Source organism: Methanobrevibacter sp., from assembly GCF_045636185.1.
GTDB lineage: Archaea > Methanobacteriota > Methanobacteria > Methanobacteriales > Methanobacteriaceae > Methanocatella.
On record NZ_JAZTXC010000151.1, the window covers coordinates 1 to 16,770 of the forward strand.

A 16,770-nucleotide genomic window follows, 5' to 3' on the forward strand; every position below is an offset into this window, starting at 1 on the left:
AAATAGCAATAAAAAGATTAATAAAATATTAATTTTCTTAATCACATAAATCACATCATAATTTAATTAAAATACATTTGACTAAAAAATGTATCATAAGTTTAATTATGTAATTAATATATATATAAAAATTTCTAAAAAAAAATAGAATGATGATTTTAATAATCATCTTCTTCTTTATTTCTTACGTAACCTGCCATAAATATTGCAATCAATAGAATAATAGCTAGAATTACAACAATAGGCATACTTGATTCGCCGCTGACAGCCTTAGCAGGAGAACTTTTAGAAAGTTCATAAGCATTACTGTCACCAGATTGAGAAGCGTCTTGACTTGCATCATTTTGGCTAGCATCATTTGAACTGGAACTAGAACTTGCGGATTGTGAAGAAGCACCATCATTGCTTTGGGAAGTAGCAGGTTGGTTTCCAACCGGACTTGCACTACCGGAAGATCCACCGTCGTTTTCAGTAGTTCCGTTAACCAACATCTGGTCAGATGAAGGATTAGAATTACTTTGACCGTCACCGTCAGTAGGCGCATCCTCCGTTACATATAACGGATCAGTTAAAGTGGCTTTAGCTAAAATATCTGCATATTGAGCTTTTTGAGTTGGTGAAAGAGAACTTGCCTGAATAATTTTCATGTTAAAGTCCAAATTCTTACAAGTGTGGTGACAACATGCAACACCATACATATTAGCCATCTGAATAATGTTGTTAGATAACTGTTCAATCTGTTTAGCATCACCATCCCATACACCTTGATCGTTTAAATAAAACATCCAAGCAGCCATACTTTGCCATGCAGCAGCCTGTGCTGTTGACTGGACTGTGCCGGTTAAACCATTATAAGTTTGCGCAATTTGATTACCTAATTCTGAATTTAATTTTCCACCACTTAGGATTAAACCACCGTACAAGTTTTCCATGTTTTTAGCATAGGATAAAGAACCTGCCTGTGAATTAACTAATGGATTGTAGTAATTAGGATTTAAAATCATACTGCGAATCTCATAATCCAATTCTTCTTCATAGCTTCTTGAAACATAGTTGTTCTGATTCCTAATATCGACAAATGATGTATCCGGTTTAGCACCAAGTGTACGTGCAGCATTATATAATCCGCCAAACCAATCATAATAATCGTCTGAATCAATGAATCTCCATGTACTATCGAAGTTTTGAGTAATTAAATCAACTTGTGAGAGCAATGTTTTATAATTTTCTTTTTGAGGAGTTACAACAATATTACCTTTTGAATCCATATTCCAAGCAAAGGAAACTTTATCAAGATAAATACTTGATGCCTCCTCATTAACTGTTTCAATATTCCAGTCATTAGTACTTGGAATAAAGTTACTCATACCAGTACCTTCTAAAACAGCACCAGGAAGACCATATAATCTGTCAATTATTCCAGTCTGATTATAATGAAGTTTAACATAATTTTGGCTAAAGTCTTCTCCTTCGGCATTAAGCGCAAGATTTACTCCTGTAAGCAACCAGGTTAACCAGTCTTTATTGCTTGTTACAATACTTGCGAATACATCTATTCTAGGTCTGTTTACAACACTGCCATTATGCAATTGAACAGTCAAGTCATCTAGTGGAAGCAATTCAACACCAATAACTTTACCATTTTCTGCCCAAACAGGTCTGCATCCAAGGAAGTATAAGAATTCTGCAATACCAATACCTTCAGTTCTTGATATTTCAGTACCCCAAAGGATTAATGCTGTTAATTTTGGCCATTCACCATGTTCTTGCATATAGTCAGCTAAAAGCAAGTCAACAATTTTAATTGCAGATGCATAAGCTGATCTGGATGGCATTTTTGTTGAATCTGATGCAAAACCATCATAACCTGATGGAATAGAGTCACCGTAAGAAGGATCTGCAAACAAACCTGCAGCCAAATAATCGCCTTCAAGCGCTTTAATAATAGCTGCCCATTCATTATTGTTTTCAATATCAACAATAACGCTAGCTGCATATAATGTATCATTATATAAAGCAGAACCTGCTTTGATATTATATTCATTATTTAATGCTTCAACAGAAGTTCCGCATACTAAAGCAGTAACATATTCATTTAAGAATGAAAGTACGCTTGCTTCAACAGCAGCATATTTCTCAACATGACGAATATCATCATAGAAACTCATATTTGCCAAATAAGGATAGAAATGAGCCAATATATGATTATATATTCTAGTTTGAGAAGTTGTAACAGTAATCACTTCTTCAATGAGTTCATAACCGGTTAAAACCTTACCCAAATGATGGAGACCATAGGTATAGAAATCATCTTCCATGCCTTCCAAATAGGAATGCAATTCAGCAACATAATCATCAAATGTCTGATTTGATTCGTTGAATGTAGTAAAACCTAAAGATGGAGCCAAATCTATAATCAAGGCCTTATATTCTTCAGCGTTTGTACTTACATTAAGCTTAACCTGGTCTCTGTAATGAGCAATATATTCTGATAATAATGTATAATTACCATATAATGCAGATGAAACCATAGCTGGAGTCATGTGGGTAATCATTAATGGAGCAATTCTATCACGAGCAACCATTGCTTCACCAGGGTTGGAAACGATATATGGATAAATTGTAGGATTTAAAGTTAACTCAAAAGTCCAGTCTCCTTCCATTACACCGATATTTCTACCCGGCAACCATTCAAGAGTTCCGTGAGTACCCATGTTGATTATTGCATTAACACCAATAACTTGATCCAACCATTCATAGAATGCAACATATTGTTGATGAGGCGGTAATTTTAAATCGTGGTAATTTTGAACTTCCTCCCATCCTCTTGAAGGCTGGAAAGTAATGAAGACATTACCGAACCACATACCCGGAATAACGATATATGTATTATTATATACCATGATATCTCCAAGTCCGTCACCCCAACGGTTAATCATCCATTCATATAATGAAGGATTAATGTTTGCAGTTAAATCATAGAACTGGTTTAAATCAATTAGCTGTTTATGTGCCATTAAGAAATCAAAGTTTTCTTCCACATATTGGTTTAATAAACCTCGTGCCCAAGTACCTTTGTTACCAAATTGAACAATCATTTCAGTTAAATTGTATAAAGATGGAATATCTGAAATATCTCCAACATCAAAGCCAGCGTTATGCAATTGGAAAAGCAAATCATAAGTACTTTGGAATACATCCAAATATGATGCACCAATTTCCGCCTTACCCGGAGGGTAATTATATAATACGATTGAAACAATCTTATCAGCATTATCCATTTCTTTTAAATCCGCCCATTGGGTAGATAATTTAACCATTTTGTCTACACCGGATTGGATAACATGAGATTTACCCATACCGTCAACATAAGATAAAACAATAGGGCCGTAGACACCTTCAAAACTTGGATAAGTTACTGAAAAAGTCCATTCTATTTGAGGACCGAGTTCATTAAGATAACTTGTTTCGGAAATATCATAAACTCCTTTTAACACAGCAAGATTAATATCTTCCAAATCACCTAAAGCAGAACCATTTGCATAATTTAAAGACCAACTATAAAGTGATGTGATAGCTGAAATACCAACAGTTGAAACATCGGTAATTTTATTTAAGATTGAAGACATGGATGGAGTTGTACCTGTTTTAAATACATTAAAAGCAGCTCTTCCATCAGCTTCATAAGATCTGATTAAAGCATCAACAACACTACCACCAGCATAGTAAGTAGCAATAGCTATGAATGGTTTATCATAAGTAATTTTGCTAACATAATCTTTTTCAAATGTTTTGAAAAGAGTTGTAGGATCTAAAGTATTTTCCAGCCAATTAGGATAATCGACAATCATCCAATTAAGACTTCCATGACCGTCAGCATCATAACCAGGATTATTTGTTATCCACTGATTGATTAACTGACCTTCAGGCACAATAGTGTAAATTCCTAAATCAGGATGGTAAAAACCACATTCAGGACTCATTAAAGGAGCATTATTTACATCTAATGTAGGGTTGGCATATTTGGATGGATTGATTAAATAATAAACATATTTTAAATAGTTTTCCATGTTTTTATTTAAAACTAAAGAATTTTCAATATCCTCTGCCTGGAAATAAGAACCAATATAAGTATTTTCTATAGTGTGGAAAGTATTGTTAGCCGGACTGGCTCCAACAATATGTATTCCTGTAGCATTTAAAATACTATCTGAATAAATACCGAATGTATAAGCCACATTATAATTAATGTTAGCAGGAGAATTTTCCATAACCTCTTTTAGATATTCACCAGTGACAGTATGATATGAACCCTCATTAAACATATCCAATTGAATGAATTTTGCATATTCAAACAGCCATTCACGGGTGAGATCAAAATTTGTTGTACTTATATAAGCAACCCTTTTTGACATTTCCATTAATAAATCAACTTTTTCATTATGTGAATCATAATCTACAAGCAACAGTATATCAGGAATGAACATGTAATCAATAGCCTGAGTATTTTTTGCTGATAAATCCACATTCTCCCTATGGGATTCATATGTAGAATATTTAATCTCAACATTATAAACTGCTGAGTTTAAATTAGAAACAGCAACATTACCCTCACTATCTGTTAATCCTGAAAATACCAAATTGTTAGATGAATCATATACTGAAACACTTGCATTAGCCAGGTTTACACCATCTTCGCTCCATGTATTATTCGCAGCGACAAAGGAGTCGCTCACATGAACATTAATAGTGTTTGAAGCCTGTAAAATTCCATGGGAATCTTGACTGGATGCAAGCAAAGTTGAATTATCTTCTGCATAAATCATACTTAACGAAAATAGAAGTATCATCGAAATTATTAGAATAAACAACAACTTTGTACCTAACTTTTTGATATTTTCACCCCCTTTCATGCTAATTAATAAATCATAGTATCATTAAAAAATATCCACTATAATTGTAATGTATTGATTACATCCTATATATAATTTAGTAAAGATAAATTCAAATTGATTTTTTTATCCAATCAACTTGTAAAAAATGAATTTTACAATAAATAATAAAATTTTATCTTAATAGTGCAAGAATACCACGACTTCTTTTAAGTCATGGCTAAATTGCATATGGGATTGAGATTACTTTCCAAATGCTCTCTCTTAAATTTATATATCATTGTAATTAAATTACTATATAACAATCACATAATGATTGTTGAACCGAGGGTTCTGCGGAGATTGCCTAGAAAAGACTCAATTAACCCATTGAGCAAAAATAAAATCTAGGAATCCTTACCTTCTACAAGGAGAGGTTGTTCAAGAAGAAACTAAATCATATGACGAAATGCCATATAAAAAAAATATGAAAAAGGATGCTAAATTTATGCGAAAAAAATATTTTCTTTTAATCTGCTTGACAGTATTTATTATATCAATGGCAACAGTTTCCGCCAGCGATATAGGGCAAACAAAAGAGGATACAGGTATAATAGCTGTATCAAATAATGATGTAATTGGGGATAGTGTCGACTCAGGCACTTTTAATGACTTACAAAATAAAATAAACAATGCCAGTGAAGGATCAACAATTGAATTATTAAATAATTATACTTATGACGATACCTTCCAGGCCGATGGAATAATGATTAATAAAAGTTTAACTATTGAAGGAAATGGTTTTACTATAGATGGGGCAAATAAAGCTAGAATATTTTTCATTAATGCTACAAATGACATTACATTGAACAATATAGTATTTGCAAATGGATTATCCGAACTTGGAGGAGCCATATTATTCAACCAAAGTGTTAATGAAGTTAATATTTCAAATTCAGTATTTACAAATAATTCAGGCCCTACTGAGGATAGTACCGGTGGAGCAATTAATTTCAACCGAAATGCATCAAATATTCTATTTGAAAAAACCACATTTGAAAATAATTATGCAGGATACGGAGGAAGTGTTACATTTGATAGTAATGCAAGATTCATTCAATTTGACGGATGTACTTTCAGAACAAATAAAGAACGTGAAAATAACATAATTGGTGGAGGAGCACTCTATTTCATCAAAGATGCAACATTTGTTTTTATAGAGAACTGTGAATTTGATAATCTTACTGCGAATACAGGCGGAGCAATACATTTTGAAGGAAGATTTGCAATATCCCTGATTAACAATACAAAATTCACAAACAACAAAGCTCAGACCAAAAATACTGAATTCGGTGGAGGAGCAATAAGCATTGAAGGAGATGCAGATTTAAGTCTCATACAAAATAGTGAATTTATAAACAATAGTGCTACAACCCATGGTGGAGCAATTAAACTTATGGGAAATACCGACACAATACTTATTGATAATACAGTATTTGATGGAAATTACGCACCATACGCAGGTGCATTATGCCTCAAAGGTACAAATAATCTTATTGTAACTAAAACAGAATTCACAAACAATAAAGGAACCGATGCAGACATCGTTGGCGGAGGAGCAATCTACATAATAGGAAACTTGACAAACTCCAATTTTGAAGAGACATTATTTGAAAATAACAGTGCACGTACCGGCGGAGCAATATTTGTAGAAGAAAATATGGATAAAAACACATTTAAAGATACTTATTTCACAAACAACACTGCATTTACCAAAAACCAAAAATACGGCGGAGGAGCAATCGCAGTACAAGAAAACGCAACAAACAACAACTTTGAATTATCAACCTTTGAAGAAAACACCGCTACAACCCACGGAGGAGCAATCAAATTCATGGACAATGACGAAGACAACACATTCGACTCATGTATCTTCCTGAACAACTATGCACCATACGGAGGAGCAATCGCAGTAAGTAACAACAGCGTATTACTTAACTTAACAAACTGTCTCTTCACAAACACCAAAGAACCAGAAAATGAAATCATTGGAGGAGGAGCAATATACTTCATAAGCGATGCAAACCAACTATACATAGACGACTGTGAATTCAGCAGACTCACCGCACGCGCAGGAGGAGCAATATTCGTAGAAGGGGACTTAAAAAACGCAGAAATGAAAAGTACCAGATTCATCAATAACAAAGCAACCACCGCCAACATCAAATATGGTGGAGGAGCAATCGCAGTACAAGGAAACGCAACAAACAACAAATTTAATGATTTAATGTTCATATTAAATACTGGAACAACTCACGGAGGAACTATCAATTTCATGGGAAATGCCATTAATAATACAATTGCTGACTGTAAATTTTTAAACAATAACGGAAAATATGGTAGTGATATAGCAGTAAACAAAAATACAGAAAACCTGAATATCAGCAAATGTAATTTCGAAACAAATATTGAAGCTGCTCAGGAAGTTATTGGTGGAGGAGCATTGTACTTCATTAACAATGTAACTAACATAAACATTGACGAATGTAACTTCACTGGATATACTGCACGTGCCGGAGGAGCAATCTCTTTCGAGAAAATTGTTGAAGAATCCGTAATAGAAAATTGTCTATTCAAAAACAATGAAATTACCACAATAAACTGGGATTACGGTGGAGGAGCAATATTTATTGAAGATACTGCTTCAGAACTTATCATTAGAAACTGTGAATTTATAAACAATACTGCAAGTACAAAAGGCGGTGCCATATTTATCAACAATGGAGAAAGCGTTTTAATAGATAGTGTCCTATTTAGTGAAAACACTGCAGAAGACGACAGAGCACTTTATCTTAAAGATGGTTATGATGTGACAATACAAAATTCAGAATTCATCAACAATACAGGATTAGGGCCTGACATACACTATGCCGGAAATATTATATCCAGCATAATCAATTCAACATTTGATGGAATAAGCCACATTGTTGCACACGAAAATGCAATATTGACACTATCCAATAACAAAGAATTGGATTCATATCTCACCAGAGATTACTTCATTTATAATGAAGGTGCATTATACCTTGAAAATAATACCTTATCAAATGTAATCCACAATAATGGGATAATTCTCACACCAACTACAATGACCACATTATATAATGAAACATATAATACAACAGATTCATTTGTCTATTTGAATGCCTACTGTGAGGATGATAATGGAAACACAATTGTAAGTGACTACGGAATATTCAATATAAATGATAAGGAAATTAATGTATTCTATAATGATGATATCATCCTTTATGGAAATACTGTTTTACCAGAACATGGCAGCTATTTAATTAAAGCATTAACACATGGAATATTATACGGCTGTACCCAAAAATACGCCATAATAAACTACAATCCTAAAAAAGAAGCAATCATTAATGCTAGTGACATTGAACTGGACATTGGTCAATATGGTGAAATTGAAGTAGGATTACCTGAAGATGCAACCGGAACAGTAACCGCAGTTGTTGATGATGAACAATACATGGCACCTGTCAAAGACGGGAAAGCAACAATCATAATTCGACCTTTAGAATCCGGAGAATATGAATCATTTATCTACTATTCCGGAGACAATAATTATGAAAGCAATCATACAACCTCTTTAGTAACCGTTCTTGATATAATATCTGTTGTTGCACCGGATGTAACCAAATATTATCACGGCTCTGAAAAATTTGTTGTGAATGTAACCAAATCCGGTAAAGCGGTTGTTAATGCAAGTGTTGAAATCACAATCAATAATGCATCATACACCAGACAAACTGATGAAAACGGTATTGCATCCATTGCTTTAAATCTAGAAAGCGGCAATTATACTGCAACAGTGAAAGTAGATAATGTTACCGTTAATTCAACCGTTACAATATTGCCTACAGTTAACGGAACAGATGTGACTAAAGTTTTCAGAAATGGAACACAATACTACGCTACATTTCTTGACAGTGAAGGTAACTACCTTAAAGAAGGAACAAATGTTACATTCAACATCAATGGAGTATTCTATAACCGTACAGTTTCTGGAGATAAAGGTTTAGCAAAATTAAACATCAATCTTGAACCTGGAGAATACATAATCACAGCCATAAACCCAACCACTCCAGAAGAAACTGCAAATATAATTACGGTAATTCCAAGAATCGTTGAAAACAATGATATAACAAAATACTATAGAAATGGAACGCAATACACTGCAACTATCCTTGGCGATGATGGAAAACCAGTTGGTGCAGGAGAAACTGTTAGATTCAACATCAATGGAGTATTCTACGAAAGACAAACCAACGAATCAGGTCAGGTTAAATTAAACATTAACTTGCTGCTTGGAGATTACATTATAACTGCAGAATACAAAGGATGTATGGTGTCCAACAATATTAAAGTCTTACCTGTTCTAACTGCTGAAGACATGACCAAAAAATATGGAACTCAAGATCCATTTGAAGCTAAATTGGTTGATGGTCAGGGTAATGCATATGCAAACCAAAAAGTGGAATTTAATATAAATGGTGTATTCTATTACCGTAACACAGACAACAATGGTGTTGCAAAATTAAACATTAATTTAATGGCCGGCGAATACATTATTACTTCAACATACAATTCATGTAGCATAAGCAATAAAATAACAATCACTGCTTAAAAGAGATTATTTAATCTCTTTTTTCTTATTTTTTTAAAACGATAACATCATCAATCATTTCAATTAATGCCTTATTTATGGGGTTTATTAAAGAAAACTCATGTTCCTTAGGCAATTCGGGACTTAAAGGAAATACCTGAAGGGAAGACATGCACAAATCCGTAGACCTTATCGCAAAATATGAGTAGTACTGGCCATTATCATACTTGACAATCAAGCCCAAATCATCCGTTGGCCTATGTCCGGGAATTCCCTCTTCCTCATATATCTTAAATAGCTTCGTTGAATCTGCAGTGATTAGTACATAGTGCCTTTGAAAATAGAGCTCATCTTCATCAAGTTCATAGTCATCATATTCAATTATCTCATCTATTGAATCCTGCGAAACCGGCATTTCACTATTGCAGTAAGCAAGTGAAATATAAATACCCTCATCATCCAATGCCTTTGATACAATATCGAAATAAAAATTATCCAATTTTAATTTTGGGTGGTTTTCGCCAAACAAAGTATCAATTGGAAGAGTGTAAGAGCCGTTCTGAATTACAGTACAGTAAAAATGTTCTTCAGCCAAATATCCTGCTGTTACTGCTTTTTCTATTGTTTTCTTAACATCAATATCTATTTTTTCAAGATTTTGGGCCATTTCAATAGCCTGTTCATCACTTATCAAATCCAACACCTTTAATTATATTCTAAATTTCAATGCATTTATATATACACACAACTTACCTACATATACATTTAAATACTACTTATTATAATTATAATTTAGAGGTGAAAATATGCGCAAATCTGTGATTGGTATAATACTATTATCAATTGTAATTGTCGGTATTGCTTTGCCTATGGGTTTTTCAGCTCAACAAGGAGGTAAAGTGATTACATATGGTGAAACGACTTATAACAATGCAAATTATAAGTCCAATGTGGATAACTTCTTCAGTCAACAAGCACATGTTGACCCTAGTAACATACAGTCAAAAATTATTACTGCATCAGATGTGAATAAAATTTCAGGTACAATATCTCAAAGAACATACGGTTCAGACCAAATATTTTCATCTGCATTAGTTGATTTGGATGAAAACGGAGCTATTAAAGTAACTGTTGACAAAGCACAAGTCACTGTAGTAACTGCAGACATGTACATTTCAGCATTAAAATCCGCTGGAATAACTCACGGACACGTATACGTAACTAGTCCAGTACCTGCAACCGGTGAATCCGCACTTGCAGGAATCATGCATGCATACGAAGAAGCTACAAATGTTCAAATTCCGGAAGCTGTACAGGAAGCAGCTAACCAAGAAATATATACTGAAACCCAAATCGTCGAAAATGACAATGTTTCTGCGGATCAATTAACTAAAATGGTTGATGACGTGAAAGAAACTGTTCAAAACAATAATATTACAGACCACACTACAATCGTAAATATTATTCAAAACTATACAATCAACAATAATATTAACATGACAAACAGCAGCATTGAAAATCTTGCCACAAGTATTGGACAAGTCCAAACTGTGCAAGGAGATGTTCAAAGCTACTCAAATCAAGTAAACCAAGTTATAGGTAACACCTCAGGTGGATTTTCACTTGACGGATTATTAAGTAGATTCGGATTATAATCCAATCTCACTTTCTTTTTTTTAGACAGAAACTTTTTAAAATCATATTATTTTTTAATCCTGAAGAAATTCTAAACCATTTCTCACAGCAACTAATCGCCAATTATATATCATAAGATATGCATAAATTATAAATTAAGTGATAATTTATGTCAAACAATGAGAAAAGCCAATGGGACAGTAATTTAACATTTATTTTAGCGATGATTGGTTCCGCCGTCGGTTTGGGCAATATATGGAGATTCCCAAATGTATTATACTCTCACGGTGGCGGATCGTTTATGATACCTTACATCGTATCATTATTCCTTTTAGGAATATCCTTTGTTTTGGTTGAATATGCAGTAGGGTTCAAATTCAAGACATCCCTATCAAAGATTTTATACAACATAAACAACAAGCTAGAGCCGGTTGCTTGGATAGTTTTAACGATAGTATTTCTAATAACAACATATTATGTGTGTGTAGTAGGATGGGATTTAATATACCTCGTTTTAAGCTTTACAAAGGCATGGGGTTCAAATCCTGATTTGTACTTTTCACAAAATGTCTTGCATTCATCAGATTCAATATATGGAATATTTACAATAGTGCCAAATGTCTTAGTATCCATTGTGATAATTTGGCTTGTAGTATGGGCCATTATCAGGGCAGACCTGAATGATGGAATCGGAAGAGTAAGCAGGACATTGCTTCCTATACTTTGTGTAATCGTAGTAATATTTGTCGGATACTCCCTGACACTTCCAGGAGCATCCGTAGGATATTCACAGATATTCAGTCCAAACTGGTCTGCACTGACCGATTTGGATGTATGGCTGGCGGCATTCGGTCAGATAGTATTTTCCCTAAGTCTGGGAATGGCAATCGCTCTTACATATGCAAGCTATCTGCCGGAAGGTTCCAAACTGGTTGACAATGCATTGGTAGTTGCATTTTCAAATTCAGGATTTGAAGTTTTCAATTCAATAGGAATCTTTTCAATCCTGGGATTCATGGCAGCGACAAGCGGAATTGCATTTAACGATCTGGTAACGGAAGGAACCGGCCTTGCATTTGTAGTTTTCCCCCAGGCACTTAACCTGATGCAGACAGGATTTATTATAGGACCATTATTTTTCCTGTGCATATTATTTGCAGGAATCACATCAGCAATTGCGCTTCTGGAAGGAGTATGTTACTCAATTTCTGAAAAATTTGATTTTTCCCGTAAAAAAACTGCAACAATAGTCTGTACTGTAGGAGTCATAATATCCTCAATTTTTGCAACCGCCTCCGGAAGCTTCATCTTAGGAGTGTTTGACGCATTTTTAAACAATTTCGCATTGCTGTTTGCAGTTCTTCTTGAATGCATAATATTCGGTTGGGTTTATGACTTTGACGAATTAATGACAACATTAAACAATAACTCCAGAATAAAAGTAAACAAAATATGGAAAATAGTCATTAAATACATATTGCCTATCTGTATTTTCGGCTTATGGGTTCAGGGAATACTTACAACCTTTGAAGAGGAAGATCCGGCAAGCATCACAATAAGAGTGATATTGCTTGCGGTAATTTTAATACTTCCATACATACTTTCAAGGTTGCCTGCAAAAAATGAAGATTTCTACGAAAAAATTCAATAGCAAATACTTAAAGATAGATATTATTAAAACATATGTTTATATAATAATATCTATTTTAATTAACCATTGCAATATTTTAATTCAATATAAGGAATAATTAAATTATTTTTAATCAGCAAATATATGTGTATTCATTATGAAATGGAAAATTGGAAATGTCAAAATAGATAATCAGGTGGTTCTGGCACCTATGGCAGGAATATGCGATTCTGCCTATAGAAGAATAGTTAAATCAATGGGATGCGGATTGATAGAAACTGAAATGGTTTCAACAAGAGCCGTGATGCATTTAAATAGAAAAACCCGAGATATGCTAACTATGACAGATTATGAAAGGCCAATAGCACAGCAGATATTCGGGTCAGACACTGAATCATTTAAAACCGCTTCAACATACATCTGTGAAAATATGAAGCCAGACATTTTGGATATTAATATGGGCTGTCCAGTAACGAAAGTGGCAGTCAAATCAGGAGCGGGAAGTGCACTTCTTAAAGACCCTCAAAAAGCATCAGATATCATCAAAACGGTAGTTGATACAGTCGATATTCCCGTGACAGTTAAAATAAGAAGCGGATGGGATGAAAACAATGCACTGGAAATGGCAGAAATTGCAGAGGAATCAGGAGCCTCAGCCATAACCGTCCATCCACGTACGAGACACCAAAGATATGACATACCTGCAGACTGGTCAATAATAAAAGATGTAAAAGACAATTTGTCAATACCAGTAATAGGAAATGGAGACATAAGAACATGCTTCGATGCAAAGGCAATGATAGATTATACGAATTGTGATGCAATAATGATTGGAAGAGGAGTTTTGGGAAACCCATGGATTATAAAACAGTGCATAGATTATCTGGATTGTGGAATAAAACCTGAAAGAATAGCATCACAGGAAAAACTGGATATGTTTAAAAGGCATGCATCATTAATTATGGACAATTACTCCGATAAGGTACTGATGCACAAACTAAGAACAAATGCAGCATACTATATGAAAAATCTTCATGGAAGCGTAGAGATTAAAAAAAAGATTTTTCAGACAAGCACAAAAGAAGAACTGTTTGATTTGCTTGAAAATTACGTGAAAGATTTAAAATATTAAAAAATAAAAAAAGAGAGGAGTTTTAAAAACTCCTTAAAAGTGTTTAATTTTTTCTTTTTATGCCTACACCTAAAAGTGCGAGAACCATAAGCAATGCAATCAATGGATTACCAGTAGCCTTATTCTCCATAGGAACTTTTCCTTTAGCAGGAGCGTTTTCTGGAGTGTCCGGAGTTACCGGAACATCAGGATTTACTGGAGTGTCAGGTATTACAGTAATGAATCCTGTTCCATTGCTAGGCAAGTATGTGTCATCACCATCAAAGGTTACGGATACCGGATATACACCATCATAATTGTCAGGTATTGTCCAGTCAACAGTGCCCTTACCGTTAATGATTTCAACGACTTTTGTTGTTCCATCAGGCAAAGTCACAGTAACATTTCCATTGAATACTGATCCGTCTTCAGGAATCACATCAATAGGAACTGATACATTGTCACCAGGTTTAGCAGTAATATTTCCAACGATAATATTAACCGGAACTTTTGGAGTAACAGTAATTATTCCTGGGTTATTTGAAGGTAAGTAAGTGTCATTACCACCATAACTAACAGTATAATTATAATCACCAGCATAATCACTAGGAACAGTCCAAGTAGTTTCACCAGTACCGTTGGTAATTTCAACAGTCTTATTTGTACCGTCAGGCAACTCAACAGTTACATTGCCATTAATTGGAACACTATCTTCAGCAGTCACGTTGATAGGAATAGTAATGTCTTTTCCAGGTTTTGTTGTAATGTTTTCAACAGAAACTTCAGTCGGGACTTTTTCAACGGTAACTTCAACAGAATCATTGTTGTTAGTGTAGTCTGTTTCAAATTCAGCAATACTAACAGATGAATTGACCTGTTTTGTACCGACGAAGTTGGCATAAGCAAGAATAGTTAATTTAGTTTCCTCACCATTTGCCAAATCTCCAATATACCAAACACCAGTAGAAGGATCGTAGCTTTGAGTTGCACTAGATGCCATCAATAAGCCTTTGGTATTTTGGTAATCCACATCACTGCAATTATCTGAAATGTAAACAAATCCTTCAGGAATTAGGTTTACTGCAGTAACATTGGTTGCATCACCAGGACCGTTATTGCGAACAGTTATGGTAAATTCAACAATTTCACCGTAGTAAACAACTGATTTATCCACAGTAATGTTTAGTTGAACATCAACAAGAATTACTGAAATGATTCCAGTACCATTGGATGGTAAATACTTGTTATCTCCACCAAATGAAGCAGAATCATTATATTGAGATACATTTTCCTTAGGAATAGTCCAGTTAGCATTACCTGTACCGTTAATTATTTCTACAGTTTGAGTAGTACCATCCGGTAAAGTCACAGTAACATTACCATTGAACGGAATGCCATCATCGGCAGTCACATTAACAGGAATAGTCACATTATCACCAGGATGAGCAGTAACATTACCCACAGTAGTATGAGTAGGAATCTTTTCAACAGTAACAACACCTGTACCATTAGAAGGTAAATACTTGATATCTCCTTCAAATGAAGCATTTACAGGATAATCACCTTCCTCGAAATCATCAGGAACAGTCCAGTTAACATTACCTGTACCATTAACAATCACAACAGTTTGATTAGAACCATCAGGCAAAATTACAGTTATATTACCATTAAATGGCACATCATCATCCGCTGTAACATTAACAGGTATAACAACATCATCACCAGGATGAGCAGTAACATTATCTACACCGATATGAGTAGGAATCTTCTCAACACTCACAGTACCTGTACCGTTGGAAGGCAAGTAATTGTCATCACCATCGAAAGTAGCATTTACAGGATAATCACCTTCCTCGAAATCATCAGGAACAGTCCAAGGAACAGACCCAGTACCGTTAACGATTTCAACAGGAACGGTCTTATTATCAGGTAAGGTTACACTAATATTACCATTAAACGGAACACCATCATCAGCAGTCACATTAACAGGAATAGTTACATTATCACCAGGACGAGCAGTAACATTACCCACCGTTATTTCAGTCGGGATTTTAGGAATAACAGTAACAGTACCAGTACCATTGGACGGTAAATACCTACCCTCACCTTCAAAACTGGCATTAGTAGGATAAACACCTTCCTCAAAATCATCAGGAACAGTCCAAGGAACAACACCACTACCATTAACTATCTCAACAGAAACAATCCTATTATCAGGCAAAGTAAAGCTAATATTACCATTAAACGCAACACCATCATCAGCAGTCACATTAACAGAAATATTCACATCATCACCAGGATAAGCAGTAACATTCTCAATACTAATATGAGTAGGAATCTTCTCAACAGTAACAGTACCTGTACCATTGGATGGTAAATACATACCTTCACCCTCAAAACTGGCATTTGTAGGATAAACACCTTCCTCGAAATCATCAGGAACACTCCAAGGAACAACACCACTACCATTAACTATCTCAACAGAAACCGTCGTATTATCCGGCAAAGTCACACTAATATTACCATTAAACGCAACACCATCATCAGCAGTCACATTAACAGAAATATTCACATCATCACCAGGATGAGCAGCAACATTATCTACACTGATATGAGTAGGAATCTTCTCAACAGTAACAACACCAGTACCATTGGAAGGCAAGTAATTGTCGTCACCATCGAAAGTAGCATTTACAGGATAATCCCCTTCCTCGAAATCATCAGGAACACTCCAAGGAACAATACCACTACCATTAACTATCTCAACAGAAACCGTCGTATTATCCGGCAAAGTCACACTAATATTACCATTAAACGCAACACCATCATCAGCAGTCACATT

The 16,770-nt window shown here is 34.6% G+C and carries 7 protein-coding genes; 4 read left to right on the plus strand and 3 right to left on the minus strand.

Features of this window, described 5'->3' with window-relative positions; genetic code table 11:
* Positions 1-158 precede the first annotated feature (158 nt).
* Complete coding sequence (locus ACKI3Q_RS08510; RefSeq protein WP_407416162.1) at positions 159-4,850, minus strand: cobaltochelatase subunit CobN; 4,692 nt, start codon at positions 4,848-4,850, stop codon at positions 159-161.
* A 559-nt stretch (positions 4,851-5,409) separates the two neighbouring features.
* Here ACKI3Q_RS08510 and ACKI3Q_RS08515 point away from each other — a divergent pair.
* Positions 5,410-9,573 carry a right-handed parallel beta-helix repeat-containing protein gene (locus tag ACKI3Q_RS08515; RefSeq protein WP_407416164.1) on the plus strand — a complete coding sequence of 1,388 codons (4,164 nt, stop codon included), beginning with the start codon at positions 5,410-5,412 and terminating at the stop codon, positions 9,571-9,573.
* Between the two features lie 25 nt (positions 9,574-9,598).
* Here the strand turns inward: ACKI3Q_RS08515 and ACKI3Q_RS08520 are convergent, their stop codons facing one another.
* Complete coding sequence (locus tag ACKI3Q_RS08520; RefSeq protein ID WP_407416166.1) at positions 9,599-10,246, minus strand: hypothetical protein; 648 nt, start codon at positions 10,244-10,246, stop codon at positions 9,599-9,601.
* 112 nt (positions 10,247-10,358) lie between these two features.
* Between ACKI3Q_RS08520 and ACKI3Q_RS08525 the strand changes: the two genes are divergently transcribed.
* The 3 genes from ACKI3Q_RS08525 (at position 10,359) to dusB (ending at position 13,949) form a co-directional block, all read left to right on the plus strand.
* A complete protein-coding gene (locus tag ACKI3Q_RS08525) occupies positions 10,359-11,207 on the plus strand; it encodes a DUF1002 domain-containing protein (protein WP_407416168.1) in 849 nt (282 codons plus the stop codon).
* A gap of 149 nt (positions 11,208-11,356) precedes the next feature.
* Entirely contained in the window at positions 11,357-12,838 is a 1,482-nt protein-coding gene (locus tag ACKI3Q_RS08530; protein WP_407416170.1) for a sodium-dependent transporter, read from the plus strand.
* 136 nt (positions 12,839-12,974) lie between these two features.
* Complete coding sequence (dusB, locus tag ACKI3Q_RS08535; RefSeq protein ID WP_407416171.1) at positions 12,975-13,949, plus strand: tRNA dihydrouridine synthase DusB; 975 nt, start codon at positions 12,975-12,977, stop codon at positions 13,947-13,949.
* Positions 13,950-13,992: 43 nt separating this feature from the next.
* Here the strand turns inward: dusB and ACKI3Q_RS08540 are convergent.
* Positions 13,993-16,770, minus strand: a 2,778-nt coding sequence (locus ACKI3Q_RS08540) for a hypothetical protein (protein WP_407416172.1), incomplete at its 5' end; no start/stop codon positions are given.